At 44.3% G+C, this 25189-nt stretch carries 27 protein-coding genes; 15 read left to right on the forward strand and 12 right to left on the reverse strand.

Going from position 1 to position 25189, the window contains the following annotated elements:
* Positions 1 to 105 precede the first annotated feature (105 nt).
* The 3 genes from QY318_00310 to QY318_00320 are packed head-to-tail and all read left to right on the forward strand — an operon-like array spanning position 106 to position 3524.
* Positions 106 to 1377 carry a UDP-N-acetylmuramoyl-L-alanyl-D-glutamate--2,6-diaminopimelate ligase gene (locus tag QY318_00310; GenBank protein ID WKZ31202.1) on the forward strand — a complete coding sequence of 424 codons (1272 nt, stop codon included), beginning with the start codon at positions 106 to 108 and terminating at the stop codon, positions 1375 to 1377.
* 3 nt (positions 1378 to 1380) lie between these two features.
* Positions 1381 to 2070, forward strand: a complete 690-nt coding sequence (locus QY318_00315; GenBank protein WKZ31203.1) for a GNAT family N-acetyltransferase — start codon at positions 1381 to 1383, stop codon at positions 2068 to 2070.
* A gap of 17 nt (positions 2071 to 2087) precedes the next feature.
* Complete coding sequence (locus tag QY318_00320; GenBank protein ID WKZ31204.1) at positions 2088 to 3524, forward strand: Mur ligase family protein; 1437 nt, start codon at positions 2088 to 2090, stop codon at positions 3522 to 3524.
* A gap of 2 nt (positions 3525 to 3526) precedes the next feature.
* Here QY318_00320 and murB (QY318_00325) read toward each other — a convergent pair whose 3' ends face one another.
* Together murB (QY318_00325) and murB (QY318_00330) are read right to left on the reverse strand one after the other, a co-directional pair.
* A complete protein-coding gene (murB, locus tag QY318_00325; GenBank protein ID WKZ31205.1) occupies positions 3527 to 4603 on the reverse strand; it encodes a UDP-N-acetylmuramate dehydrogenase in 1077 nt (358 codons plus the stop codon).
* A 35-nt stretch (positions 4604 to 4638) separates the two neighbouring features.
* A complete protein-coding gene (murB, locus tag QY318_00330; GenBank protein WKZ31206.1) occupies positions 4639 to 5661 on the reverse strand; it encodes a UDP-N-acetylmuramate dehydrogenase in 1023 nt (340 codons plus the stop codon).
* 432 nt (positions 5662 to 6093) lie between these two features.
* Here murB (QY318_00330) and QY318_00335 point away from each other — a divergent pair, with 432 nt between their 5' ends.
* Entirely contained in the window at positions 6094 to 6789 is a 696-nt protein-coding gene (locus tag QY318_00335; GenBank protein WKZ31207.1) for an HAD-IB family phosphatase, read from the forward strand.
* Here the strand turns inward: QY318_00335 and QY318_00340 are convergent.
* Both QY318_00340 and QY318_00345 read right to left on the reverse strand, forming a co-directional pair.
* Positions 6786 to 7238 (reverse strand): GNAT family N-acetyltransferase, encoded by a 453-nt coding sequence (locus tag QY318_00340; GenBank protein WKZ31208.1) that lies wholly within the window; start codon positions 7236 to 7238, stop codon positions 6786 to 6788. The genes QY318_00335 and QY318_00340 overlap by 4 nt on opposite strands.
* Complete coding sequence (locus tag QY318_00345) at positions 7239 to 7433, reverse strand: hypothetical protein (protein ID WKZ31209.1); 195 nt, start codon at positions 7431 to 7433, stop codon at positions 7239 to 7241.
* A 144-nt stretch (positions 7434 to 7577) separates the two neighbouring features.
* On the opposite strand from QY318_00345, the gene QY318_00350 reads away from it, so the two are divergent.
* The 5 genes from QY318_00350 to QY318_00370 all read left to right on the forward strand — a co-directional run bounded on the left by QY318_00350 (position 7578) and on the right by QY318_00370 (position 12887).
* Positions 7578 to 8861, forward strand: coding sequence for a UDP-N-acetylglucosamine 1-carboxyvinyltransferase (locus tag QY318_00350; protein ID WKZ31210.1), 1284 nt, complete (start codon positions 7578 to 7580; stop codon positions 8859 to 8861).
* A gap of 264 nt (positions 8862 to 9125) precedes the next feature.
* Positions 9126 to 9566, forward strand: coding sequence for a division/cell wall cluster transcriptional repressor MraZ (gene mraZ / locus QY318_00355; GenBank protein WKZ31211.1), 441 nt, complete (start codon positions 9126 to 9128; stop codon positions 9564 to 9566).
* Complete coding sequence (gene rsmH / locus QY318_00360) at positions 9556 to 10446, forward strand: 16S rRNA (cytosine(1402)-N(4))-methyltransferase RsmH (protein WKZ31212.1); 891 nt, start codon at positions 9556 to 9558, stop codon at positions 10444 to 10446. Before mraZ ends, rsmH begins: the two co-directional genes overlap by 11 nt.
* Positions 10447 to 10635: 189 nt before the next feature.
* On the forward strand, positions 10636 to 10989 hold the full coding sequence (locus QY318_00365; GenBank protein ID WKZ31213.1) for a hypothetical protein: 354 nt from the start codon (positions 10636 to 10638) through the stop codon (positions 10987 to 10989).
* A gap of 65 nt (positions 10990 to 11054) precedes the next feature.
* Positions 11055 to 12887, forward strand: a complete 1833-nt coding sequence (locus QY318_00370; GenBank protein ID WKZ31214.1) for a penicillin-binding protein 2 — start codon at positions 11055 to 11057, stop codon at positions 12885 to 12887.
* On the opposite strand, the gene trmB is transcribed toward QY318_00370, so the two are convergent.
* A complete protein-coding gene (trmB, locus tag QY318_00375) occupies positions 12877 to 13593 on the reverse strand; it encodes a tRNA (guanosine(46)-N7)-methyltransferase TrmB (GenBank protein ID WKZ31215.1) in 717 nt (238 codons plus the stop codon). The two genes, QY318_00370 and trmB, sit on opposite strands and share 11 nt — an antisense overlap.
* 45 nt (positions 13594 to 13638) lie before the next feature.
* On the opposite strand from trmB, the gene QY318_00380 reads away from it, so the two are divergent.
* Positions 13639 to 14874 (forward strand): glycosyl hydrolase family 18 protein, encoded by a 1236-nt coding sequence (locus tag QY318_00380; GenBank protein ID WKZ31216.1) that lies wholly within the window; start codon positions 13639 to 13641, stop codon positions 14872 to 14874.
* 7 nt (positions 14875 to 14881) lie between these two features.
* Here QY318_00380 and QY318_00385 read toward each other — a convergent pair whose 3' ends face one another.
* Complete coding sequence (locus tag QY318_00385) at positions 14882 to 15220, reverse strand: DUF5665 domain-containing protein (GenBank protein ID WKZ31217.1); 339 nt, start codon at positions 15218 to 15220, stop codon at positions 14882 to 14884.
* Positions 15221 to 15290: 70 nt separating this feature from the next.
* Here QY318_00385 and QY318_00390 point away from each other — a divergent pair, with 70 nt between their 5' ends.
* Positions 15291 to 16175 (forward strand): TatD family hydrolase, encoded by an 885-nt coding sequence (locus QY318_00390; GenBank protein ID WKZ31218.1) that lies wholly within the window; start codon positions 15291 to 15293, stop codon positions 16173 to 16175.
* On the opposite strand, the gene truB is transcribed toward QY318_00390, so the two are convergent.
* Positions 16164 to 16931 carry a tRNA pseudouridine(55) synthase TruB gene (gene truB / locus QY318_00395; protein WKZ31219.1) on the reverse strand — a complete coding sequence of 256 codons (768 nt, stop codon included), beginning with the start codon at positions 16929 to 16931 and terminating at the stop codon, positions 16164 to 16166. The genes QY318_00390 and truB overlap by 12 nt on opposite strands.
* A gap of 88 nt (positions 16932 to 17019) precedes the next feature.
* Between truB and QY318_00400 the strand changes: the two genes are divergently transcribed.
* Both QY318_00400 and QY318_00405 read left to right on the forward strand, forming a co-directional pair.
* Positions 17020 to 17586 carry a hypothetical protein gene (locus QY318_00400; GenBank protein WKZ31220.1) on the forward strand — a complete coding sequence of 189 codons (567 nt, stop codon included), beginning with the start codon at positions 17020 to 17022 and terminating at the stop codon, positions 17584 to 17586.
* A gap of 131 nt (positions 17587 to 17717) precedes the next feature.
* Positions 17718 to 18917: a replication-associated recombination protein A gene (locus QY318_00405; protein ID WKZ31221.1), complete on the forward strand. Its 1200-nt coding sequence runs from the start codon at positions 17718 to 17720 to the stop codon at positions 18915 to 18917.
* Here the strand turns inward: QY318_00405 and QY318_00410 are convergent.
* Positions 18904 to 19818, reverse strand: a complete 915-nt coding sequence (locus QY318_00410) for a hypothetical protein (protein ID WKZ31222.1) — start codon at positions 19816 to 19818, stop codon at positions 18904 to 18906. The genes QY318_00405 and QY318_00410 overlap by 14 nt on opposite strands.
* Before the next feature lie 18 nt (positions 19819 to 19836).
* Complete coding sequence (locus QY318_00415) at positions 19837 to 21204, reverse strand: hypothetical protein (protein WKZ31223.1); 1368 nt, start codon at positions 21202 to 21204, stop codon at positions 19837 to 19839.
* A gap of 113 nt (positions 21205 to 21317) precedes the next feature.
* Between QY318_00415 and tyrS the strand changes: the two genes are divergently transcribed.
* The gene (tyrS, locus tag QY318_00420) at positions 21318 to 22550 is read left to right on the forward strand and encodes a tyrosine--tRNA ligase (GenBank protein ID WKZ31224.1); all 1233 of its coding nucleotides are present in this window, start codon (positions 21318 to 21320) and stop codon (positions 22548 to 22550) included.
* Positions 22551 to 22564: 14 nt separating this feature from the next.
* On the opposite strand, the gene QY318_00425 is transcribed toward tyrS, so the two are convergent.
* Genes QY318_00425 through QY318_00435 form a run of 3 tightly spaced genes read right to left on the reverse strand, consistent with a single transcriptional unit; the run spans position 22565 to position 23372 of the window.
* Positions 22565 to 22924 (reverse strand): hypothetical protein, encoded by a 360-nt coding sequence (locus QY318_00425; GenBank protein WKZ31225.1) that lies wholly within the window; start codon positions 22922 to 22924, stop codon positions 22565 to 22567.
* A 35-nt stretch (positions 22925 to 22959) separates the two neighbouring features.
* Positions 22960 to 23160 carry a hypothetical protein gene (locus tag QY318_00430; GenBank protein ID WKZ31226.1) on the reverse strand — a complete coding sequence of 67 codons (201 nt, stop codon included), beginning with the start codon at positions 23158 to 23160 and terminating at the stop codon, positions 22960 to 22962.
* The gene (locus QY318_00435; protein ID WKZ31227.1) at positions 23157 to 23372 is read right to left on the reverse strand and encodes a hypothetical protein; all 216 of its coding nucleotides are present in this window, start codon (positions 23370 to 23372) and stop codon (positions 23157 to 23159) included. Before QY318_00435 ends, QY318_00430 begins: the two co-directional genes overlap by 4 nt.
* Before the next feature lie 309 nt (positions 23373 to 23681).
* Between QY318_00435 and QY318_00440 the strand changes: the two genes are divergently transcribed.
* Complete coding sequence (locus QY318_00440; protein WKZ31228.1) at positions 23682 to 25172, forward strand: HD domain-containing protein; 1491 nt, start codon at positions 23682 to 23684, stop codon at positions 25170 to 25172.
* Positions 25173 to 25189: the final 17 nt, after the last annotated feature.

Below are 25189 nucleotides of genomic sequence, written 5' to 3' on the forward strand. Positions count from 1 at the left end.
TAGGGTTTACAGCAACGTTGTTATTTCGCCAATTATTCGTATAAATGGGTGTAACTGCCCAATGTGATAAAATTAGCCAATAGCTTAAGTAAATACGAATAGCAAATGAGCAAGTTACTCCCACAAAACCTGAAGAACAAAAAGCACCTCCTGACCTCGAAGTTTTACCATAACTTCTATGGCAAGCCTTCAAAGCAGCTTAAAATAATCGGCGTCACTGGCACCGATGGTAAGACGACTACGAGCACTATTTTATATGAAATGTTGAAGCTGGCTGGCTACAAAGTTGGCCTTATCTCAACGATCAGCGCCAAGATAGGCAGCAAGGAGTATTCGACAGGATTTCATGTTACCTCGCCTAGTCCGAAAGATTTGCAAAAATTTCTGAAGGAGATGGTGAAAGAGGGATTGGAGTATGTGGTGTTGGAGACCACCTCACACGGATTGGATCAGTATAGAGTAGGGGGAGTACAGTATTGTGCTGCTGTTTTTACAAATGTAAGCCACGAGCATCTGGACTACCACAAAACATACGACAACTACCTCCAGACCAAGGCCCGGCTTATGGAGCTACTAGATAAAGATGGTTTTGCGGTGATAAATAAAGATGACCAGTCGTATGAGAAATTTGTCTCCAAGGCCAAAGCTCTCGGAATTGACATGATCGATTACGGCTTTAGCGATGGAAGCGATATGAAGGGCGATAACCTACAACAGAATGGCAGGATGTCATTTAGAGCGACACTTCACTCGACAGATCAGAATATTGAGCTAAATTTCGACACCAATCTTCAAGGGAAATATAACGCGCAGAATATCATGGCTGCAGCTGTTGCAGCATATGAGCTGGGAGCCGAGGTAGAAGCAATCGAAAAAGCCGTGCACAATGTAAAAAGCCTTAAAGGCCGATGGGAAGTGTTGCAAGAGCACCCTTTCAAAGCGGTAGTTGATTTCGCACATACTCCAAATGCACTGGAGAATGTGCTTTCATTTGCTCGCGCTGACAACAGAGAAGGGAAGCTAATCGTGGTATTCGGAAGCGCTGGACTACGCGATGTAACCAAAAGGCCATTGATGGGTGAGGCTGCCGGGAAGCATGCAGACTACACCATCCTAACCGCCGAGGATCCACGTGGAGAAAGTGTTACCTCTATTTCAAATATGATCGCAGAGGGTATTAAAAAGCATTCCGGGAAGTATGAAATAATCGAGGACAGGAAAGAGGCAATAGCCGCTGCCATAAAGATGGCAAAGAAAGGAGATACGGTGGTAGTCACAGGCAAAGGGCACGAAGAGAGCCTCAATCTAGATGGCAAAAGCGAAATTCCGTGGAGTGACCAGAAGGTGATGGGGGAGCTATTAAATTCTAAAAAGTAACGTATGAGACTTCATTTCAAAGAGACTAAAAACGCTGATTATCAAAACTACGAGTTCCCGTATAAAGTGTATGCGACTCGAGAAGATAGCGATAGCGTGGAATCTATGTACGAGCAAGGCTTCCTTCAGACAAGGATTGAGAAAGAGTACTATTACTTAGCGCGTGGTGTAAGAATCAAGCTTGAAGATTTCGAGTTAAATAGTGAGAATCGCCGCATCTTGAGGAAGACCGAATATATGGAGATGGCAATCGCCAGCCTAAGAGATTTTGAATACGACCACACGATTGGGAAGTTCGCTAAAGATTATTACGATAGTCGTTTTGGTCCAAAGACTTTATCGCCTCAGAAGATGAAGTGGATTTTCACATCGGGTGCTTTTACCGATGTGCTTATCTTCCGTGACAAGAGCAATGGAGAGATCATCGGATATTGCCCGGTACTGATGACCAACGAGATTATGCACTACGCTTACCCGTTCTTCCAGCTAAGCTACATGGAGAAGAATCTTGGCATCGGCATGATGACAGCCGCTATCCAATATGCCCAGGAGAAAGGGTTGAAATATGTATACCTCGGCACATGCTACAGTGAGCAGGCATTATATAAGACACAGTTTGATGGCGTTCAGTGGTTTGACGGGGAGACATGGAGTGATGATCTTGAACAGCTAAAGCAGCTTTGCAGAAATTAAGTTAACGAAATTAGATAATGAAGTCACAGCATATACATTTCATCGGAATCGCAGGATCGGCAATTGCTCCAGTAGCAATCTTGATGAAAAGCCTTGGGCATAAAGTGACCGGATCAGATGAAGCGGTATATGAGCCAGCCAGAACTCTCTTGAGCGAAGCTGGAGTAGAGTGGAGCGAGGGGTATGATGCAGAGAGAATTAAGCCAGCAGACCTAGTGATACTTGGTGGTGCACCACTTATGGTTGATATCAACAACCCTGAGTTTCTTGCGGCCAAGGAGCTCGGCAAACAGCTTGAAGGATATGCATACCTGCTCAAACAGTATGTTGTAAAAGATGAGTCGATTGTTGTGACTGGGACATATGGCAAGACCACAACCTCGGCACTTGTAAATTGGATATTAGATGTAGCTGGTGAGAACCCTTCATTTATGATTGGTGGTAAGCCGCAAAATTTCGAAAATGGCGTGAGGATGACAGATTCAAAATACTCTTGCCTGGAAGGTGATGAGTATCTTGCGGTCTTTCACTTCGACGAGGAGCCACGCTTCCTCAGATATGCACCGAAATATGCGATCTTATCGGCAGCCAAGTGGGACCATATAAATGTATATCCAACCGAGGATTCATATGTGGATGCCTTCAAGAAACTGCCTGCTGAGGTGAACAAGAATGGTGGCAAAATGTATGTGTGTGCCTCAGGCGAGAACAACGCCAAGGCAGTTGCTGAGTATGATGGTGAGCTCATTCTTTATATGCTCGAAGGGAGAGACTCATCGCAGTTCGAGGGACGAGATGTGAACTACCTCGCTAAAGAGATCAGGACTGAGGGTGGCAAGACCCTTTTTACTGTTGAACTTAATGGAGGGATTATAGGAGATTTTGAGACAGAGCTGATAGGAGATTTCAATGTTGAGAACTGCCTCGCTGCTATCACAATTACCCATGACCTTGGTATCGATATTGCAAAGATCAAAGAGGCAATTTCTACTTTTAAGGGCATAATGCGAAGGCTTGAGCTGAAGGGCTATACAAGTCGTGGCTCTTCCGTTATTGACGATTTCGCACACTCTGCGGTGAAAGCAAAAGCCACTCTCGACACGCTTCGAGTAACTTATCCGGACCGCAAGCTTATCTGCATCTACTACCCAAGACCATCAGAGCGCGAGGATAAGAATGTGCTTAGCTGGTACGAGGGAGCATTTGACTCTGCGGACCTGATGATACTCCCAAGAATCTTCGTCAAGAAATCTACCGAGAAAGAGCAGAGGATCTATGGGAAAGATTATATTGAGGTAATAAGCAAGACACAGCCTAATGCGCATTATGTGCCAAGGAACGAAGATATCGTGAAGCTGATAAAAGAGAATGAAGAGGACGAAAGTATCATTGTATTCATGAGTGCCGGTGGCTGGGGAGACTTAATGGAGAGTTTGATAGACAAGAAGGCGTAAGCTTACACAATCTCAACCTCTGAGCGGAGCTCAATATCGTAAGCTTTCTTAACGCTCTCTTTCATCTGCATTGCAAAGTCATATATCTCTTTGCCTGTTGCCTCTTTGTTCGTGACTATCACTAATGAATGTTCCTTAAAAGTGCCAACATTACCAACCCATTTCCCCTTCCAACCCTGTTCCTCTAACAACCGGCCAGCAGGGATTTTCACTATCTCATCATCTCCTGTATCTTTCCAGTCGTGCCTGCCATAATCCATCTTGGTTGTCGGATACTGCTGAAGCTCGTTTATCTTCTCAGAGAGCTCATGAAACTTGCTTACAGGGACAAATGGATTCGTGAAAAAACTGCCGCAAGTCCCATATTCAGAAAGAAGGGGGAGCTTAAATTGTCTCAGCTTTGTAACTGCGGTAGCCACATCTTTTGGAGTGTATGGCCGCTCAGCTGTTTCCTCAAGCCATTTCTCGAGTGACTCGTTCGGCTTCCTTGAGTGATAGCTAGTATCGAAGTGCGCCTCTTTGCTCAATCTCATACGAACCTTAGTGACAATATACTTATCACGCAAGCTTCCCTTGAAAGCACTCGACCGGTATGCGAAGTCACACTGCTCAGCAGTGAATGTCTCTACACCTCCAGTTTTGCGGTTTACGACCTCCACGCTGACACAGATCTGGTCAAAGCTTTGACCATACGCAGCGATATTCTGTACAGGAGCTGCACCAACTGTTCCTGGGATGTAGGCCATATTCTCTACGCCGCTCCAGCCCTGCTCGACAGCCCACATCACAAATTCAGGCCAATCTTCACCCGCACCGATATCTACGATAACCTCATTACTATCTTGGCTTGCCACCTCTTTGCCCATTAGCTCAACCTTCAGCACCAAACCGTCAAAATCCTGCGTGAAAAGTGTGTTACTACCCCGGCCTAATATGAACCATTTCTGGCTCTTTAGCTCATCAATCGTTAAGAGTTCTTGAATATCCTCGACACTCTCTACCTTAGCGAAATATTTAGCGCTGACATCAACCGCGAATGTGTTGTACTCCTTTAGAGGGATGTTCTTCTCAAGCTTCATAGTCGGCAAAGTATATCACTTCAGATTGGCAACTACTACTTGCCGTATATGGAAACTCCAGTATCCAAGGTGATCCCAAATTTCTTCTCAACATTTTCTGCGATCTTCTTTGCGAAAGAGTAGACATCTTTTCCGCTTGCTTTACCGTAATTAACTACAATCGCAGGTGATTTAGCATAGATACCTACGTCTCCACTCCTCTCATTATCAAGCCCTGCCAACCTTATCAGCTGGCTTGCTGGCACCTGGATTTCGCCATTCTGCTCATTTAGTGCTTTCAACTCATACTTTTTCGCAAGCTTGTCATATAGCTCCTTTGGGATATATGGGCTCATAAAGAAGAAGCCAGAGGTTCCGATCTTGCCTAGCTCTGGGAACTCGTCATCGTAAATTCGCTTAATAATATTCGGGATATCTTGGAGTGTAGGATTCTTATAACCCATCTCTTCAGCTTTCTCTTTCAAGAATGGGTTGCGCAAGTTTACTTTATGATTATTGGTAAGCCTCACCGTTACCGACACGACAAAATATTTCCCCGCAAGCTCATTGCGGAAACAGCTACTCCTATATCCGAAGTCGCATTCATCCTTCAAGAATATTCGCTCCTCGCCTGTCTCTACATCAAGCGCGGTAAGTCTCTCAAACACATCGCTAAGATGCTCGCCGTATGCGCTTATATTTTGGATTGGTGCAGCACCCACACTCCCAGGAATATGTGCCAAATTCTCAATTCCACCATATCCCTCGGTTACAGCATAATTGACCATGTCTTGCCAATCTTCTCCAGCCCACGACTGTACCAATATTTCATCGCCATCTTGTTGGATGTTCATCCCATAGAGGAGGTTCTTGATAACAAGCCCGTCATAGTCTCCTAGAAATAGGGTGCTGGTTCCCTTTCCAAGGAAAACATGATCATTCGTTTTAAAGATATCTGACTTAATAAGTGTTTTTAATTCTTCAATGTTTGTGACTTCAACATAGTACTTTGCTTTTGCTTCAACTTTCATTGTGTTGAGCTCTTTAAGAGAGTAATTTTCAGAAATTTGTAGCGACATGCATGAACCCCAGTAAATTTTAATTTGTAGACGGCAATATGAGCAAAGAACCTAGCTCTTACGTAGCCTGCTGTCTAGAGTGTATAAAACTATTGAGTAACCCCAACAGTAATTTTGCGTGCAATACCCAGATAGATATCGCCTAGCGCAATTGGAGATTACATATGTAAAGAGCTACCACAGAAGTAGATAGAGCCTACTTCAATTTATGCGATGATATCAATTTGCAAGTTAAGAAATAGATAAATACTATCATTTAAGGCATTTCATCTTCATGAAGTAAAACAGCGACAGAGATTTGAACCGGTAATTAAAACGATACTAGAGGACATTAACTGATTGACTACATATGTTACTATACTTAGCGGGGTAAAATCTCTCTGATATAGACTGTTAGCTTAAGATATAATTTCTACGTCTGTTAACCGGCATATGAAACTTGCACTGTTAGACCTTGATGGGACGTTACTAGAAAACGAGAACCCATATCTCGAACTGGCTAAACACCTTGGTATTGAGGATCATGTAAAAAGCCGTGTAGTAAAGTACTTGCACGATGAGCTTTCTTACTCAGAGTTGATCCGCTGGGAGGTCAAGGCGTTGAAGAGAGCGTACAAGGATATATATGGACTTGCTCCAATAAAAGGGGATTTTGAGCGATTATTGGGTACACCAATAGTAATCGATGGTGTAAAAGAGGTCCTCGACAAGCTAAGAGAGATGGATTATCAGATATTTGTGCTTAGCTCTGGCCTCTATTTTATCGCCAAAGAGGTAATGCGATATGGCATACCAATCGGCAACATATTATGCAATGACTTCCTCTACGACACAGATGGCAGGCTGAGCACAATTCGGGTGAGCGTAAAAGGAGACAAGATTCATGCTTACGACTTGCTGATAAGCGCCTTGAAGGTAAAGCCCGATGAGACATTCTATGTCGCCGACAATGCTTTCGAGACGAAGCTGATTGACCATATATTAGAAAAAGGGAGTCGTGTCTTCTATGCGAAGAAAGAGCATAAGATTTTCGAGATGGAAAGCCTTCCAAAACACCCACTGTTCAGTGAATTCACAAGCCTTGCCGACATCCCAAAGATGCTTGCTGAGGGTCCAGCCCAAGCTTAGGGCAGGTTTCTAAGATCTACGCCACCCTCAATTGCTAAGGTTTTGGCATGATATTTCTGCTCTAGAATCTGTTGAACGACTCGATTCTGCTGCGTGAGTCGGAAGTAGAGTTGGGTAACACCGTGCTCTTTCAAGTCTGCAATTGCTGTGTCGAGTAGTTTCTGGCAATGCTGCCTAGCGATTGTTTCATCGGAGAAAACTACTTCAACAATCTCCCCAAGGTTGTCATTGCGGGTAGTGCTAATATAGCCAATAACTTCTTCCTCGTCGTTTCTCATAGCGAAGAATGTGTAGCCTTCTTCCGCACTACTTCTCTTTACGAGTGGGTGGGATCGAAAATCTAGCTGATACTTTTCAAATAAATACTCGTTATTGAGTGATGAGTAGTGGCGATGGAGCAATGAGATGATTTCAGGGGCTGTTTGTTGTGTGGCGGGGAGGATGTTCATTTATCTATACAGTTCCCGTGGATTTTCTGGTGGCTCATAGTCATCGAGGCTATTCTGAACTCCTCGTTTTGGTATAACTATTGTACCAACCTTCGTTGTAACTGCTGTAACAAGTTCCCTCACATTGAATATCGTTAGCTGCACACCTTGCTCATCCTCTGTAGCAGCCTGCTCGTCCTTATTCTTAGATCCCATAACCTAACCATGACAAATTATTCACCACTATACACCTCTATGCGCCGTCAGCAAGAAACCATCAAGAAATCCCACTAAATTAAGCTCGATTTCCATCTATTCTAAATAGCTATATAATATCCAAGTAAACTAACTGAGAAACCTATGACAACCTATAAAATCGTTGGTGGAGAGCCTATTTCAGGCACAGTCACCCCAATGCCAAATAAGAATTCTATTGTCGCACTTATCCCTGCCGCTGTCCTTGCTGACGAGCCAGTGGTGTTCTCGAATGTGCCCATGAGCTCATCTGTGAGGGTAATGCTAAGGATTTTTCGCAAGCTTGGTGGGAAAGTCTCATATCTCAAAGATGGGAAAATTAAGTTAGATGCCTCAACTATAAACTACACGGTTGTAGATAAAGAGCTCGCGAAAAAAGAGCGAGCTTCAATCATGTTCCTCGGTCCACTTGTATCCCGATTTGGCGAAGCCGAATTCGGACAGTCTGGTGGCTGCAAGCTTGGTAGTAGGCCTATCGACACACTTCTACAAGGGCTCACAAATCTTGGCGCAAAGATTGATCCTGAAAACATCTTCCACATAACTGCAAACGGGCTAAAAGGAAACGACAAAATATGGCAGCTCGAGACATCGGTTACGGGTACAGAAAATCTTGTAATTGCAGCCGTTAAAGCAGAGGGACGAACAGTTATCTATAACGCAGCCTGTGAGCCACATGTGCAGGACCTATGCAATTTCTTCAATTCAATCGGTGCAGATATCCGAGGAGTGGGTACAAACAGATTAGAGATTAACGGCGTTGAGAAACTGAGAGGGGGGGAGTGGAGCGTCATTCCAGACTTCGTTGACATTGGTGGCCTAATTGTTGCAGCTGCAATTACAGGTGGAGAGCTCACAATCAAGAATGCCATTCCCGATCACATGCAGCATATCCTTATGTTCTACGACAAGATCAGTCTCAAGTACAATATAGATGGAGACAGCATTCACATCCCTGCAAAGCAGAAGCTTGAGTGTAAGCCAAATGCTCAGGGGGATATGGATAAAATTACAGCGCAGCCATGGCCGACAGGATTTCCTGCAGACCTGATCCCGCAAGCATTGGTACTTGCTGCATCAGCTGGTGGCAATATCAGAATCCAGAATATGATGTACGAGACGCAGCTAAACTTCGTGGACACGCTCAATAAGATGAGGGCCAAAATCGCTCTCACCAGCCCGAACCAAGCGATTACATTTGGTCCATCACAGTTCAAAGGAACAGTGGTATCGGCACCTGACATTTTGCAATGTGCTCATGCTGTAGCTTTAGCTGCATTTGCGGCTAAGGGTGAAACGAAAATATTGAATGCCGACATTATCAATCGAAGGTACCCAGAATTTGTATCAACGTTCAAAAAACTTGGTGCTAAGATTGCCGCAGAGTAGCATCAAATACTTAGCGACCCATAGTCTCGTATTACTCTTCCGATAAATAGTTCACTAGCTTGATACTACAAGATCACACTGTCACATTTTCTTGTCGCAGGAATCATTGTTGACCGCTTGCTTAGCAGGCACGCAATATTACACATTTACCAACTATAAGATCCCAACTATTTTGACATAGCAATATGCTAGTGCTACATTGATACCATCTGAAGTGGTGAATGGTGGCACAGAGTGGTGGGTGGATGATATACTACACCAACCATGTTGATAGGTGAATACCGAAGCAAAATAGGAGATAAGAAAAGAGTCGCCATTCCAAAGAGATTCAGAGACGAGATGGGGGATGATCTGATACTTACCCGAGGCTACGAAAAAGCTCTTGTATTAGTAAATAAAGAGATGTGGGGGAAAGTAGCAGGCGAGGTAATTGGGGGCTCTTTCATAAACAAAAACATCAGAGACAGCAGCAGGTTCCTAGTAGGAAGCGCAGTTGAGTTGGATCTCGATCAGCAAGGACGAGTTGTAATCCCGACGGCACTCTACGAGCATGCAGCTTTAAGCAAAGAAGTAGTATTCGTTGGACTAGTAAACTGGGTAGAACTATGGGATAAAGAGATGTGGAAAGAGAGATTAAATTATCTTCAAGCCCACAGCGAGATTATCGCAGATGAATTAAGCAAGATTAAATCAGATGACAAATAGCTACCATACACCAGTCCTTCTATACGAATCTCTGGAACTCTTGAATATTAAGCCTGATGGATTCTATCTGGATGCCACGCTTGGGGAAGCGGGACATAGCAGAGCAATCCTGGAGAGATTGAGTAGTGGCGGAAAGCTGCTGAGCATCGACCAGGATGAAGAAGCGATCCGATACGTCAGGCATAACTATCAGGAGCAGTTGTTAGGGGGCAACTGGGAGATCGTGCAAAGCAACTTTGCCAAAGTTCATGAAGTTTTAATGAACTACAATAGGAAACTGGATGGTGTCCTGATGGATCTTGGAATCTCTTCTCGGCAGATTGAAATAGAAGGTAAAGGAATCAGTTACCATAATCAATCAGATCCGTTAGACATGAGGATGGATGATCAGCTGCAAGTTACAGCTGCAGACCTCCTAAATGCACTAACTGAGCAAGAGCTAGAGAAACTCTTCCGAGTATATGGTGAGGAGAGATATGCCAAGAGAATAGCAAGAATTATAAAGGAATCTCCGACGCCCGTTCAAAGCGTTGGGGAGCTTAATACCATTATAAGTAGAGCAGTACCGGCAACTAAAAACAGCTCTAAACACCCTTCCCGCAGGGTCTTCCAGGCCCTGCGAATAGCGGTTAACGACGAATTGAACAGTCTAAAAGCCGGATTAGAAGGATCATTTACAAATCTAAATAGCAATGGACGCTTAGTAGTAATCTCATTTCACTCACTAGAGGATCGGATTGTTAAGGAGTACTTTAATCAGCTCGCAAGAGAGGGCAAAGGAACACTTATCACAAAGAAGCCGATCGTGCCTACAGACACAGAAGTCACACAAAACCCTAGATCGCATAGCGCGAAGGTGAGAGCGATAGAGAAGCTTTAAGCCCGAATTTTGAAGTAAGATCTGTCCACTTGTATATCAAGTGGTCAGATGTTCCTTCAACTGGACCTCCCCGCTAACCTACCATTCGTAATTTTAGAGAAGAATGATAGGTTAGCGGGGGAGGCCTGGTTGGGTGGCTCACACAGCACACACATTTATAGTAGGGACGGGATCAATTTAATAACTGCCATGATGAACAAGTACAAAAGAGCAATTCGCAATCTGTTCACCTCTCATCGAGCGAAGAGGAGCTTCAGTAAAGATTCGATTTTATTTGCAGCAGCCGGTGTTGCAGTAGTAGCTTTCATACTTACACAGCTTGTTACCAACTCAATACTGAGCCCACTGGGCCATACACTGCAAAGCTTGAACGAAGAGAAGAACCAGCTAGTAGAGGTAAATCGAGAGGTTGAGCGTGAAATTGCCAGCAATGTTGCACTCTCTGTAGTAGATACATATGCAAAGGAGAAATTTAATCTCTCCGATGATTCTGACAGCGAGACTATCTATATTACCGACGACAGTATACAAGCCTCAAGGTAGAGTGATATGGTAAACTGCTTTTACAATGTAAGCACCATGTCTAAGCTAGATAACTCTCACATACTATGAGCCCACGATCGCGACATAGAAAAAAGACGATTTACAAAAAGGGCGAGGTAAAAATGGATAAGACGCCTGAGAAGATCTTTAGGCTGAACACCCGTGTTGTGTTTATATTTATCATTGTTTTTGGGTTTGCAGTCATCCTCCAGATGGGCAGATGGCAGATTCTTGATCGTGAGAAATTTGAAGCGATGGCCAGCTCCCAATATTTGAGCACACAGAGACAGCCATCAGGCCGAGGCACCATCTTCGCAGCGGACGGAAGTATCTTAGCCACGGATAGACCTGCATGGGATGTGTATGCCTCGCTGAGCAGCATTGAAGAAGAAAGAGAGGCATTCTTTGCCGAAAAGGATAAATATGTGGAGAACGTATCGCAGGTGTTAGGCATTGATTCGAGTGAGCTAGACGAGAAGCTGACCGACGAATTCCGATATATCTCGATAGAGAAAGGTATAACCCCAGACGAGAAAAAATCATTAGAAGAGGCGCAAATATTTGAGGAAATGTCCCCTGGATTTGGGCTTTACTTTGAGAAGTCCGAAAAACGTTTCTATCCAAATGGATCGTTAGCTTCGCACGTCTTGGGCTACATGGGGAAGGATGCAAATGGTACCGATATTGGCCTCTACGGAATCGAAGGCTACTATTTCGGAGACCTGTTAGGCACCGAGGGCTACACATATGAAGAGCAGGATGCAAATGGCAATATTATCCTGACGGCTGAGTACGACCCAGTACTACCTCGAGAAGGAAAGGATATCACCTTAACAATCATCCCTGGAATCCAGAAGAAAGTAGAGGACAAACTAAAGAAAGGTGTTGAAAACCACCAGGCAAAAAGCGGTAGCGCAATAGTGATGGATCCATCAACTGGGGCGATTATAGCAATGGCTAACTACCCAACTTACAATCCGAATGAGTATTGGAGACAGCAAGAGGCGTGGATCTTTAAAAATAAAGCCATCGCAGATGTTTACGAGCCAGGATCTATATTTAAGCCAATTACCGTAGCTATTGGCTTAGATACCAAAGCCATCGACGAGAACACTGTCTGCAATGATGAGAAAGGGTATATTACGATGTATGAAGGCACTCCAGATGAGGCGAAGATTTACACCTGGGACAGGAAGCCTGATGGCAAGATCACCCCCGCACAGTACCTACAGTTTTCAAACAATCCCTGCATTGCCACAACTGCCCTGGCTATCGGTCATGAGAAATATTTTCCCGCAGTTAAACGGTTTGGGATAGGTGACTTTGTCGGACTAGGCCTACAGGATGAGACAAATAGCTACATCAGACCATACGAAGAATGGCTCGAGATCGACTTAGCCACCTCTTCTTTCGGCCAGGGAATCTCTGCAACCCCTATGCAGATGATCTCGGCACTTGCCTCACTTGCCAATGATGGGAAACGTATGCAGCCTCACATAGTAAAAGAGGTTGGCAATGGAGAAGAGGTTATACAGTTTACCCCTAGGGTAGTATCACAGACTGTGTCTGAAGAGAGCGCAAATAAGGTAGCACGTATGATGACATCGGTCGTTACAGGGGGTGATGCGAAATGGATATTTGATAAGTACTTAAGGGAGTATGACATCGCTGGGAAAACCGGAACAGCTCAGATCCCTAAGAAGGATACTGTGGGGTATTATGCAGACCGTACAAATACTACCTTTGTAGGATTTGCACCGGTCGACGATCCGAAAATGATCATGCTAATTAGACTTGAAGAGCCAAGTCTTGGTGAGCACTCGTCCGGTACAGCCGTGCCTGTATGGGTGGATACATTCCTAGCCATCGCTGACGACCTTGAGGTACCTAAGAAGTAGACTTAGCTTTGAGCAAGATATATCTGAACCTTCGATCTTGCTTTACCCATTTTTTGTAATAGTGTGTCTGTGCGAATCCCCACTCCTCCGGACGGTAAACGCCTGAAGTTACCTCAAATATTTCGCTCACTTTATTAGCCTGATCCAGCACGAAATCAAAATACTCCTCCCAATCGGTCGCGAAAATGATAAAGCCACCGTCTGCTAATTTTGTGCTAATCTGCTCAAACCAGCTTGCCACCAGCGGTCTTCGCTTATGGTGTCTTTTCTTATGCCACGGATCAGGAAAAAGGATATACACGCCGGCCAGTGAATGATCAGTAAAAAGCTTTATTGCGGCTTCATAGGCGTCAGCCTTAAACACCAGAGCGTTCTTCAGTCCAGAGACTTTCTTGTGCGACATCAAAGCAAATTTTTTAAATATCTCGAACCCTACATATAAATTCCCTGGGTTCTCTGTGGCTAGTTTCTGCAGCTGCTCACCATGACCGCTTCCGATTTCCACATATAGATGATCAAAATCCATATACTTCTCCCATGGAAATGGCCATGGCAGCTGCTCATAATTGAGTGGGTCAAGATCCGCAGCAGCATACTTGTAACTGCTGGCTTTGACAGACTTTTTTATCTGACGGACATTCTCACTTAGTTTACTCGCCGTCTGATACTTAATCTTTTTAACCTTGGTCTTTAATGACTTTTTCATAATCTGATACTAACTTTAGCGCTGATACTGTAAAATTCCAATGTGATGAATTATACATTGAAAAAGAGAACTGGGATCATATTTCTGATAATAATTCTGTCCATACTTGCAGGACTGGCTATAATTATTGCGAAGATTAGCCGCACAGAAGAGCCTGAACGTACATCAAAAAATCAGCAGGAGCAGGTCATCGACATTGAGCGCGAAGAAATTGTCAAAAACCTTAGAGCCGAATATAACGATGCGCTTGAGGATCAATTCTCACCACTTTTGGAAAATTTCGAGATCGATAGCTACTCATCATCAGTCACGTTTGAAGAGATAGCTCGATCTTCCAGTAGCCATAAGATTAAAGAGCTTGGATGGATCCCTTCATGGGCATATGCGTCAGGTGTGGAAAGTGTCAGAGCGAAAGGTGATCAGCTCTCACATGTATCACCCGTCTGGTATGCTATCGATGCTAACGGTAATATTGTGTCACGAGTAAGCAACAGAGATCAGCTGGTGCAACTAGCAGAGCAGGAGGATTTTCTATTGATTCCAACTATTACCTGCTTTGATTTCAACGATTTTCACACCTCTACAGCTGACGAAGCGAAGCTTCAGCAGCATATAGACACAATAGTAAGTATAGTGCTTGATAATGGGTACGATGGGATAGACCTTGATTATGAATCGATCCAAGAGATCGATGGAGAGGCCTTTATGACGATAGTTGAGGAGGTTGGAGAGAGACTTCATGAAGAGGATAAGCTTTTCTCCGTGACTGTCCTCTCAAAGTGGGGTGACAATGTAATCTATCCTGCGTTTCAGGAGACTAGAAGGGTGCAGCAGTGGGATGATATTGCCCGACATGTCGATCAGCTAAGGATTATGACCTATGACTATACATCTCCTTCTGGAGAAATCCCTGGACCGATAGCCCCTACAGATTGGATGATTGCGGTAATGGAGTATGCTGTTACAAAAGTCCCTAGAGAGAAGTTATGGATGGGTGTCCATCTTTATAGCTACGAATGGCAGAGCAGTGGCGATAATAAGTCATACTTTCGCGAGACAGTAAAGAGCGTCCTCGACAGCGAGGATGCTGAGCCGTACTACGATATGCAAACAAATGAGGCGATCGCAGCATACAACTGCCGTGATACTGAAATTGAGTGCATACTTTACTACCCGACTAGAGAAAGCATTGAAGCCCGCAAGAAGATTGCACAATATTTCAAAATAGCAGGGGTGGCCTACTGGAGCCTGGGCAAAGATGGGGATCTAATATCTGAGTAGCTCTCTACTATTGAGTGGAGTCTTTGGAATTTTCGATTATCTCCTCCCATGGCAAGTCCTCCAAAATGTCGTTTATCAATGGGAAAGTCTCTAATTGAGCCATAACAATGCTGGCGACATAGATTACAAATGCAAACACTATAGTGGCTCCAATTGCTGTAACCAGTCCTCTCATCAAGCTCACAGGGATCAGATATCGCCACCTGTAATCTCTACTCTTAATCTCGGTCAATTTCTGCACCGATCTGTCTAGCTGATTAATATCTAACTGTAGTGCCTCGATCTGGTTGCTGAGCTGCTCAATCTCTGTAGAATTGCTTTCCCTTTTCTGCTCTTTCTGTTCCATGGGTACAGTCTAGCATAACCAAACATGGACTTGTAGCTCAAATTTAAAGCTGCAACATGTATAATCAGTTATGACCGACTCCCATACACACCTTACATCCGATGAGATCTACCCAGAGGTAGACAGTTTTGTAAATCGTTTCATAGAAGCGGGAGGCAGCGCGCTACTAAATGTGGCTCACAACATTGAGAGCATTAATCAATCGCTTGAGCTGCATCGAAAATATCAGGGCGATCCTAGATTTAGCTACCGTACATCAATCGGGCTTCATCCAGATAACTTTTCTGCGAACTCGCTTTACGGCAAGACCTACTCGACACACGAAGCAATAAAACCATTGTTGAAGAACCTGGAGGGCACAATCACACAGAACCTTGAAAGCATAAGTGCGATCGGCGAAACAGGATTGGACTACTACAGATTCCCATACGATGAAGGACTTACGGCTGAGCAGATAAGCACAACATACGAAGTGCAGAAAAGCGCTTTTCGTTGGCACTTGGAGCTGGCGGACAGATTCACAAAGCCGCTTACAATTCATACGCGGGAGTCAAAAGGGCAAACTGAATGCATAACTGATGCAATCAAGCTGGTCTCAGAAGTAGGCGAGGGCAGGCTAACAGGATCATTCCATAGCTTCACAGGAGAAGTGAAGTTCGTAGAAGACATACTAAATCTCGGCTTCTATATCGGATTTAATGGGATTATCACATATAGCTCGGCTGACGATGTAAGGGAGATATTAAAAGAGGTGCCACTAGAGAGGGTACTGCTAGAAACCGATGCCCCATTCCTTCCACCGCGCTCTGTACGCAATAAGAAAAATGCTGCCATCAGACATGGACAGCCTTCCGATATCTTAGAAATCGCCGAGAAAGTTGCCGAGGTGAAATCTATCTCGATACAGGAAGTGCTAAGAGTCACTACAGAAAACTTTACAAAGCTATTTGGGTAAAATAGCCTTCTGAAGCCTCTCGTTAACGTCCGCGAGTTTAATGAATTTCTCATTAAACTGCTCAACAGTTATATTAGATGAACTTAATGCTTCATCCACCAGAAATTCTCCTACCCGTGTCCGTCTTAGCTGTGTAGCTGTAGCCATGCTCCCAAGGCCCCTTGCAAGATCAACTATCAATGTACGTACATATGTCCCAGTCGAGACTACTACCTTAAATTCCACCACTGGCCAATTGTACTGTGTGAGTTCCCAAGAGGATACTTTGATTTTTCTTGCTTCAAGCTGGTGAATTTCTCCCTTTCGTGCATATTTGTATGATGGTTTTCCCGATATCTTCTTAGCTGAGTAAGCAGGAGGGGTCTGCAAAAGCTCTCCGGTCATGCCTTCTATCGCTGACCGTATATAATCTACTGTTGCGACCTTATCATCCTCAAGCTTGGCGATTACCTCACCGGTAGGATCTTGAGTATCCGTCTCATAACCAAAGGTTGCCTCAACCAGATACTCCTTCTCAAGGGCATGCAGGGTATCGTTTAGCTTCGTGGCTTTGCCAAGCATCACGATTAGAAGACCGCTAGCAAAAGGGTCCAATGTACCAGCATGACCTATCTTGAGCTGCCTACGCTCACGACCCTCAAGCCCGTACTGTTCAAACAGCATCTTCTTAAGCCGCCTGATCACATCATACGAGCTAATGCCTATCTCTTTGTCTATAAGCATCACTCCGTTTAGCGATTTAATGTCCTGATCCATACTATTTAATAATTAGCTATGCGGGCATTTAATGAAATTTGATATAATTATACATAGCAACATCACTTTTAGCCTATACCTTACTATCATGCAAAGAGGAATCCTGTTAGGAATTATTCTACTAATACTTTTCATCATCTCAGGCTTTATACTGACAGTGGTAATAAGCAGGAAGCTTATGCCTCTCGCCTCAACTCCAAAAGCTATTCTACCTGAGATATTAAGCCACATGAAAATCGTTGCAGGACAGACGATCGTAGAGCTTGGTGCCGGCGACTTCAGGATCTTGATAAGTGCATGGAAAGTGTACAAAGCTAAAGGGGTAGGGTACGAGATCTCTCCAATCCTTGGCCTCATGGGGAAGTTAAAGAAGCTAGTTAAGATTGGGCCTTTTGCACCTGTAGACATCAATGTGGAGAATTTCTTCAAGGCAAACATCAACTCTGCAGACAAGCTCTTCTGCCACTTAAACTCTGTTGCGCTCTACTCATTGACCGAGAAGCTTGAGAAAGAGCTACAGCCAAACACAGAGCTATACACATATGAGCATCCGATCCCTAATATCTCACATATCGAGGCGTTTGACCTGCAAAATGGTGCCAAACTGTTTATGTATAAGAAGGAGTCCTTCACCACACCGACCCATAGCAAGTAGAAGATCTGATTTGGATTTATTATTGACACTCGTCAGACAGAGTTATACTCTACCTTGCATATCCACCCGCTATAGGTTAGCGTGGTGACCATTAAATTTAGTAGTCCGCTATGGAGCCGTTAGCATCTCGCATGCGCCCCAAAACATTAGACGAGTTTGTTGGCCAGCAACATCTGGTAGGTCCAAGCTCGCCGATCAGAAGATTTATGGAGTCTGGGCAGCTGCCTTCAATGATATTTTGGGGACCACCTGGTACCGGCAAGACGACATTGGCATACATTATCTCGCAAAGCTTGCTATACGATTTTTACAAGATGCAGGCGGTAAGCAGTGGGAAGGCAAAGCTGATGAGCATCATCAAGATCGCCAGACAGAACCAGGATTACAATAAGAAAACCGTGCTTTTCCTAGACGAGATCCATAGATGGAACAAAGCGCAACAAGATACCCTGCTCCCGTATGTAGAGAAAGGGATTATCACCCTTATTGGAGCTACCACAGAGAATCCCTCATTTACTATAAATAACGCCTTGCTCTCTAGGACAAAAGTATTTCTTTTCCACCCGCACACAGCGGAGGATATCGAGCTTCTACTCAAGCGAGCTGCGAAAGAGCTCAAGATCAAGATAAGAAAGCCGCTAATCGAGAGCATCGCAGATAGTGCAGATGGAGATATACGCAATGCTTACAACACACTTGAGATGGCCGAGATGCTCGCCCGCCAAGAGAGCCCATCTTCCATTAAAGGCACAGAAAACAAACAGCCTGAGATCACCAAGGAGCTTCTTGCCGCTGCAGTACAGAAGCAGCTGATGCACGACAGAGATGGAGAAGAACATTACAACATTATCTCTGCGATCCATAAATCTATGCGCTCGTCCGATCCAGATGCAGCGGTATATTGGATAACAAGGATGCTAGTAGCAGGAGATGACCCGCTATATATTGCAAGAAGGTTGCTCCGCTTTGCGAGTGAAGATATCGGTAATGCCGACCCTCAAGCATTGATCTTGGCCAACTCTGTGTTTGAGGCATGCCAGAAGCTAGGTATGCCCGAGTGTGCTGTTCACCTCACACAGCTAGGTATCTACCTGGCTAACGCACCGAAAGACAACAGCGCATATGTTGCTTCTCAGCTGGCGACGGAAGATGTAAGGGTACATGGTAATCTTCCAGTGCCACTCCACATTCGCAATGCACCGACCAAACTCATGAAACAGCTCGGCTATAGCAAGGGGTATGTGTATGACCACGACGTCAAAGGGAAAAAGTCTGGTCAGCAATGCCTGCCTGACAAGCTGGTCGGCCGCAAGTATGTTAAGCCGAATTAACAAAGCTTTTCAGAGCGTTTATCGTCAACTCGGGGATTACGAAGCCTCTCTTTACCAGGTTATCATTTAGTGACCATAGCCACCTTGTATCCACAAGTACAGCCCCTCTGTCAGCCATAAATAGATTTTCTGTCTTCCAAACCCAATCACCTACAGATGATGCGAGATATTTTGGTCTGAGGTCGGGCACATACCCTTTGGTTGCTGCAAATGCCAGCACAGCTATCGCGAAGAGCAGCAGCTGACTCTTTTGCTCTGTTGTGACACTTTCAACAGAGTAGAGTGGCTTACCTTCCACATGCTGCTGGAAGATGTAGGATGTATTTTTGCCTCTACCAGACCTGTGCATAGCCGGACCGTACAGCAGGTACTCCTTTGGCAAATAGTTGTGAGCTCTTAGGAATTTGCTGCTGGCGACATCAACTTTAAACTGTGCTGAGATGTTAAGGTTAAACTCTCTCTCCACCAGCTGAATATATACCTCAAGATTCGACCTAAACTCCTTCTGTACTGCAAATATTTTCTCTCTGTACAGATGAGTGTATGCTTTCTCACTCTCAAAATAGCCAAGAAATTTCGACAGCTCGAGATACTTGTTGTACTGGTCAATGATCTGCCCTTCACTCGGCAGGAATCTGAGTCTGAATAAAGATAGGAAGCTTTCGGTCAATTTAGCATGCACCGGCAGGGTCAGCTTCCTGATAATTTCAAAATCTAGATCCCATCGACCCTCTTTCACAACCCACCCTAAGCCACGGATTACATACACACGTGAAAAATGACCCTTGCCAATAGGTTGTAGCTCGTACTGCGAGAGTAATTGACCAAGGTCGGTTGGCACCAGATTCTGGCCAACTCCATAATAGGCGTGTTGCCTTAGATACTCTTCGAATTTTAGCAATTGGTGAGCAGTAAGAGGTTATGGTTGAGCGGTTACAGTGTCAAATTTTTCTATATCACCGCTACTTAATTCATAATAGTAAAATCCACCCACCGATTCAACAATTATATAGCCTCGCTCTGTATTAACAGCTGCAACGACTACGTTGGCGATTTGTGGATTCTCCGTTGGTAAATAGACTGTCCTATCTTCGAAACTGAGAAATTGATCTAAGAGTGAGACCTCCCTGCCTGTTGGTGTAACAGCCTCAACCAGCAGTTCTGTTGAGCTTAGTGGCCAGCCACTGCTTATCTTGATTGGGCTCTTCAATACGTTGCTTGAGCCATCGTCTAGGCTCACGATGTTGGTAAAGTACTCGCCAGTTACAATTGAATCCACGGTTAGCACATATCTATTCCCGGGCAACCACGCACTGCTATATTGAAGTTCCTCACCGTCAGAGTATCTGTCTGCGAGCTGCGAGATATCCGCGACGATAATCTCACTCTCACCGCTCATTGTGTAGATATCGAAATATTTATATACAAATGACCTACCGTCATCTGAAAGATCTAATGTGATATTCAACAAGTCATTCCCATGGAGCGAAGCATAGCCCCGTCTATTAAAATCAATTGTGGAGATATTCGACTTATTAAGGTCTATTGATTCGATGCTCTCTATTGTATCTGGTGCTGCAGGGTTAACCAGAATGCTTAGATCTCTAAGATACAGCTCGCCGATCTTAGTACGTGTTGGTATGTCGTAATTAACAAAGTAGATAGACATCTCTACATCAGTACAGTTGTTGCAGATATTTCTCTTTAGCGTGGTTGCGCTTAAGAATCTTGCTTCCAACAGTCCGACAATATTGCCATCATCCGAGACATCATAGTCAATAACCAGGCTACCTTCAGAGTTAACATTGGCAGTGCTACCATCATCACGAGAGTAGTAAATAGCGTTATATCCTTCAAATGTTTTATCTGTCTCAAGAAGCGGTACCGACATACTTCCTTCAGTCAAAGCTACAACGGTATCAGCGGCTCCTCGATAGATAAATTCGCGACCAATATAGCCTTGCTCGGTAGATTGGTTCGTCGTTACAGCAGACTTCGAGCTCTGATTCCCGTCGGTGTATTTCAGCTCAAATGAAGTCTCCTCAAATTTGAGCGTGCCAGCTGTAAAATTCCTCTGGCTATCGTCTTCAACTGGACGACCCTCAATAAATGTCTGCTTAACATACTGGTTGCTCTCTGTCTCAACGGCTTGCGCCTTATCTGTTTCTGCCTCAGTTATACGTGCAATATAGCCATCCATGTCTATGAATGGGAAAACCGCAAAGCGGAGCAGTAAGGCAATTAGCAAAACAGCGCCAACAACTATGTACTTAAGATACTTTCGCATAGTAGAATTGTAGCACATACTGTCGTACCGATCGGCCGCCTCCACACATCATTCGATGGTGCCCACGGAGGTGCAAAAGAGAGGAAAGCAGCGATAAGTTTAACTATCAAGGTATGAAAAGTGAGATGCACGAGGTTAAGAAGGATAAGGAGATAATTGACCTGATCTTGGACAAAGCAGTCGAAGAGATCTTGCCATCACGCGAGGCACTCGAGGCAGCACTGATGTCCGGCAAACGACTGAAAGTATATATTGGTATAGATCCAACTGCTGATACATTGCACATCGGGCATACAGTCAGCATGCGTAGGCTTGAATATTTTAGACAGCTCGGTCACGAGGCGATACTCCTAATAGGTGACTTCACTGCACGTATTGGCGATCCAGACAAGAAAGATACGAGGTCGCAGCTCACAGCCGAACAGGTTGCCGACAATTTAAAGCTTTATACTGAGCAAGCAAAGGCAATAATAAAGATCGACGACGAATGGAACCCAGTCAAAGTGCTTTTCAATAACGATTGGCTTGGTCAGATGAAATTTGGAGATGTAGTACAGCTTGCCTCGAATTTCACAGTACAGCAGATGCTCAAGCGTGATCTATTCCAGAAGAGAATCGCTGAAGATAAGCCGCTATATGTGCACGAGTTTTTCTACCCAATGATGCAAGGGTGGGACTCAGTAGCGATGGATATAGATGTTGAGATCGGTGGGAATGACCAACTCTTCAATATGCTAGCAGGCAGGCAGCTTGTGCAAACACATCTGAAGAAAGAGAAGTTTGTGGTCGCAGGAAAGCTGCTCACAACCGCAGACGGGACGAAGATGGGCAAGAGCGAGGGTAATATGGTAAAGCTTTCTGATAGCGCCGAAGAGATCTATGGCAAGATTATGGCACTACCTGATAGCTCAATCGTCCAAGGCTTCGAGCTCTTAACCGACTCAAGCATGGAGCGAGTCAGAGAGACAGAAAACTCATTGGGAGGCAGTGATGCTAACCCGCTACAGTACAAAAAGATGCTGGCATTGGAAGTAACATCAGCCCTGAAAGGCGATGAAGCGGCGAAGAGGGCTGAGCAATACTTCGTGAGCGTGTTTCAGGAGAAGAACTACGAGGTAGATATACCGACGGTTAAAGTCGATTCGCAGACAATCAATATCTTAGCGCTAATTGTTGATGGGGCGAAGTTTGCCGAAAGTAAATCGCAAGCACGTCGACTAGTAGAGCAGGGTGCGGTCTATTTTGCCAACGAGAAAATCAGTGACTGGAACCATGAGGTCACGGTAAATGCAGAAGGTGCAGTACTAAAAGTAGGTAGACAGGTGGCGAATATCACCACCGCCTAGTCACTTTCGATTAATTACTCTGTTTCAAGCATCCCTAAACTTTCTAGAAGTTGGCGAGCATACTCGATGTAGATCTCAGGCGTAATATACTCATACTCGTCCGTCGTGCAGTCAGGAGGGTTCGCATCCTCTACACAGTATGGCGATGCTTCAGCTTTGACCGAATCTACCCGAATATAAAACTCATCATTAATTACCATATTGTAGTTATCGTTGAAGTATCCATGCCCAAACGATCCCTCTCCCAAGATATAATGCTCTACCTCACGGACACTCCCCAATATCTCAATCGGTGGAAACTCTGCAGGGTTTATTGATTCCGGCTCGCCTGGCGTGTATGTAATGTTCGACTCAGTCTCTGAGAATAGCACCACGCTGTATGCACTTGCCTTATCGGTTGTACTATCTTTTATATTTGCAGTGATTTCCAGATACCTATTAGCGTATCACCATCAAAATCTGTCCTTACTTGGAATACCTCAGGATATCTGAAAGTAATGCCTCCAAAGATAGAAGCGTCTTCATATGTATACCAATCCATCTCTTTCTCGACTTCGACTACTCTCTCGACAACTTCAGGCTCTGTTTCAGCTTCTTCACTATTGATCATCCTGTCTCTTCTTCTACTGGATCGCCGGATATCACAGCAGCTGTTTTATCGCGCAGGGCATCGAACTCATCAGCCATAAAGAGGCCTCCAATAAATGCCGACGCTATAAAAAGCAGCAGAAGTACCCCTCCTACCAGAAGCATAACTGTTTTTAATCTAGACTTCTTCTTTGGAGTCTTATACATTTCATCGTTAATCTTTTCCTGAGGCATACAGATTGATTTAACAAATTATCCGTAGATCGTTTCCGATCACTTATCCATATTACTATACGTGTTAGATGATTAGAAGACAGAGCAACTTCTTGCTTTTAACATCATTTCTGTTTAGAATGTCCGCGTGATAACAAAGAATACATCGACAACTCAAAAGCAGATTCTACTTACTTTCAGAACTTAAACCACCTGACGGGGATTGATGCTTGTTGATAAAATAGAGAAAGAGATCCCCGGAAGGGGATTTTTTATTGGACTAAAGGAAATACGATGACTAGTAGCAATATAAGAATAAAAAAGAACCATTTGGATAAAAAACTTCTAATCGATGTGATAATGGAGAAGGTTCCGACGCAGTATCACTCGCTACTTATTGAGGCATTGCAATTTGCAGAGGAGGTTCACAAAGACCAGATTCGTAAATCAGGGGAGCCGTTCCTGTTCCACCCGCTAAATGTGGCCGCAATTGTGGCGGAGATAAATCTTGATACAGACTCAATTATCGCTGCATTGTTGCACAACTGCTTTAAAGAAAAGAGCGCGCAAGAGATTCGCGAGTTATCTAGAGAAATCGAGGAAAAGTTTGGCGAAGAGGTGCTGAAAATGGTAAAGAATATAGATCGTTTTTCTGCAGGGACACGCAGTGAAACAGATGCTGCCGTTATCACGAAATACATAATGGCCTGCACTGATGACATAAGGCTTGTCTTAATAAAACTGGCTGACAGACTCCACAATAGCAGAACCATTGATGCTTTAACTGCAGAACAGCAGCAGAAAGCTGCTAAGAATATTATCAACATTTACAGTCCGCTCTGTACATACCTCAACCTATACGACTTTAAGAAGGAGTTGGAAGAAACTGCATTTAAAATCATGGATCCAAAGAAATTTGAGCTAATCGACAAGAGACTTACAAAGCTGAAGATCAATGATCATGCCGAGATTTTGAAGATCAAGAAGCGCCTCGCCGATCTGCTCAGCCCATACGGAATGCATCCAATCATCTATGGACGTATTAAAGGCCACTACAGTATCCACACCAAGCTGAAAGATAAGGGTGTAAGCAAGAATTTCCGCTTGGAAGATATCAAGGATTTGATGGCCTTCACGATCCTCGTAGATAAGGTGGAGGAGTGCTACAAAGTTGCAGAAATAGTAGTCAAAAATAGCGACATAGATATGTCGGAATACGATGACTATATCCGTCATCCGAAAAAGAACGGATATCGTGCGATTCATATTCAGACAAGCTTCGCTGATATGGGGGTAAGAGCTTTCGAGGTGCAGATAAAGACCGAGGAGATGCATCAGTACAATATGTACGGTCCTGCTTCTCACATCGTTTATAAGATCGAGAGGGAGCTTGGCAAAGGCAACCCACGTGAGTATTACTGGGTGAAAGAATTGCATAAGAGCCTGTACGAGTACCAACAAATTAAGAAGTCACGCTCTATTCCTATCCGTTCAGATATCTTCAAAAACAAAGTATTCGTATTTACACCACAGAACCGGCTAATTGAACTGCCAGTAGGTTCTACTGTTGTTGATTTCGCTTATGAAATCCACAGCGATCTCGGCAACAAAATGACTGGTTGCAGGCTGAACGGACGAAAGAGCAAGGTCTGGACAATGCTTGCGACTGGAGATCTGGTCGAAGTTATTACAGACGAGAGCCAGGAGCTACCCGATAGGGAATGGCTCAAGTTTGTGCGCACTAGGAAAGCGCGCGAGGCAATTGAGAGCGCAATCAGCAGGAATTCTGAGGGGGTGAAGTTTACCCACACGATACAGTAGTCAGCATCTTCCCAAAC

This window comes from Candidatus Dojkabacteria bacterium (assembly GCA_030583845.1).
Lineage (GTDB): Bacteria > Patescibacteriota > Dojkabacteria > SC72 > JAHDCA01.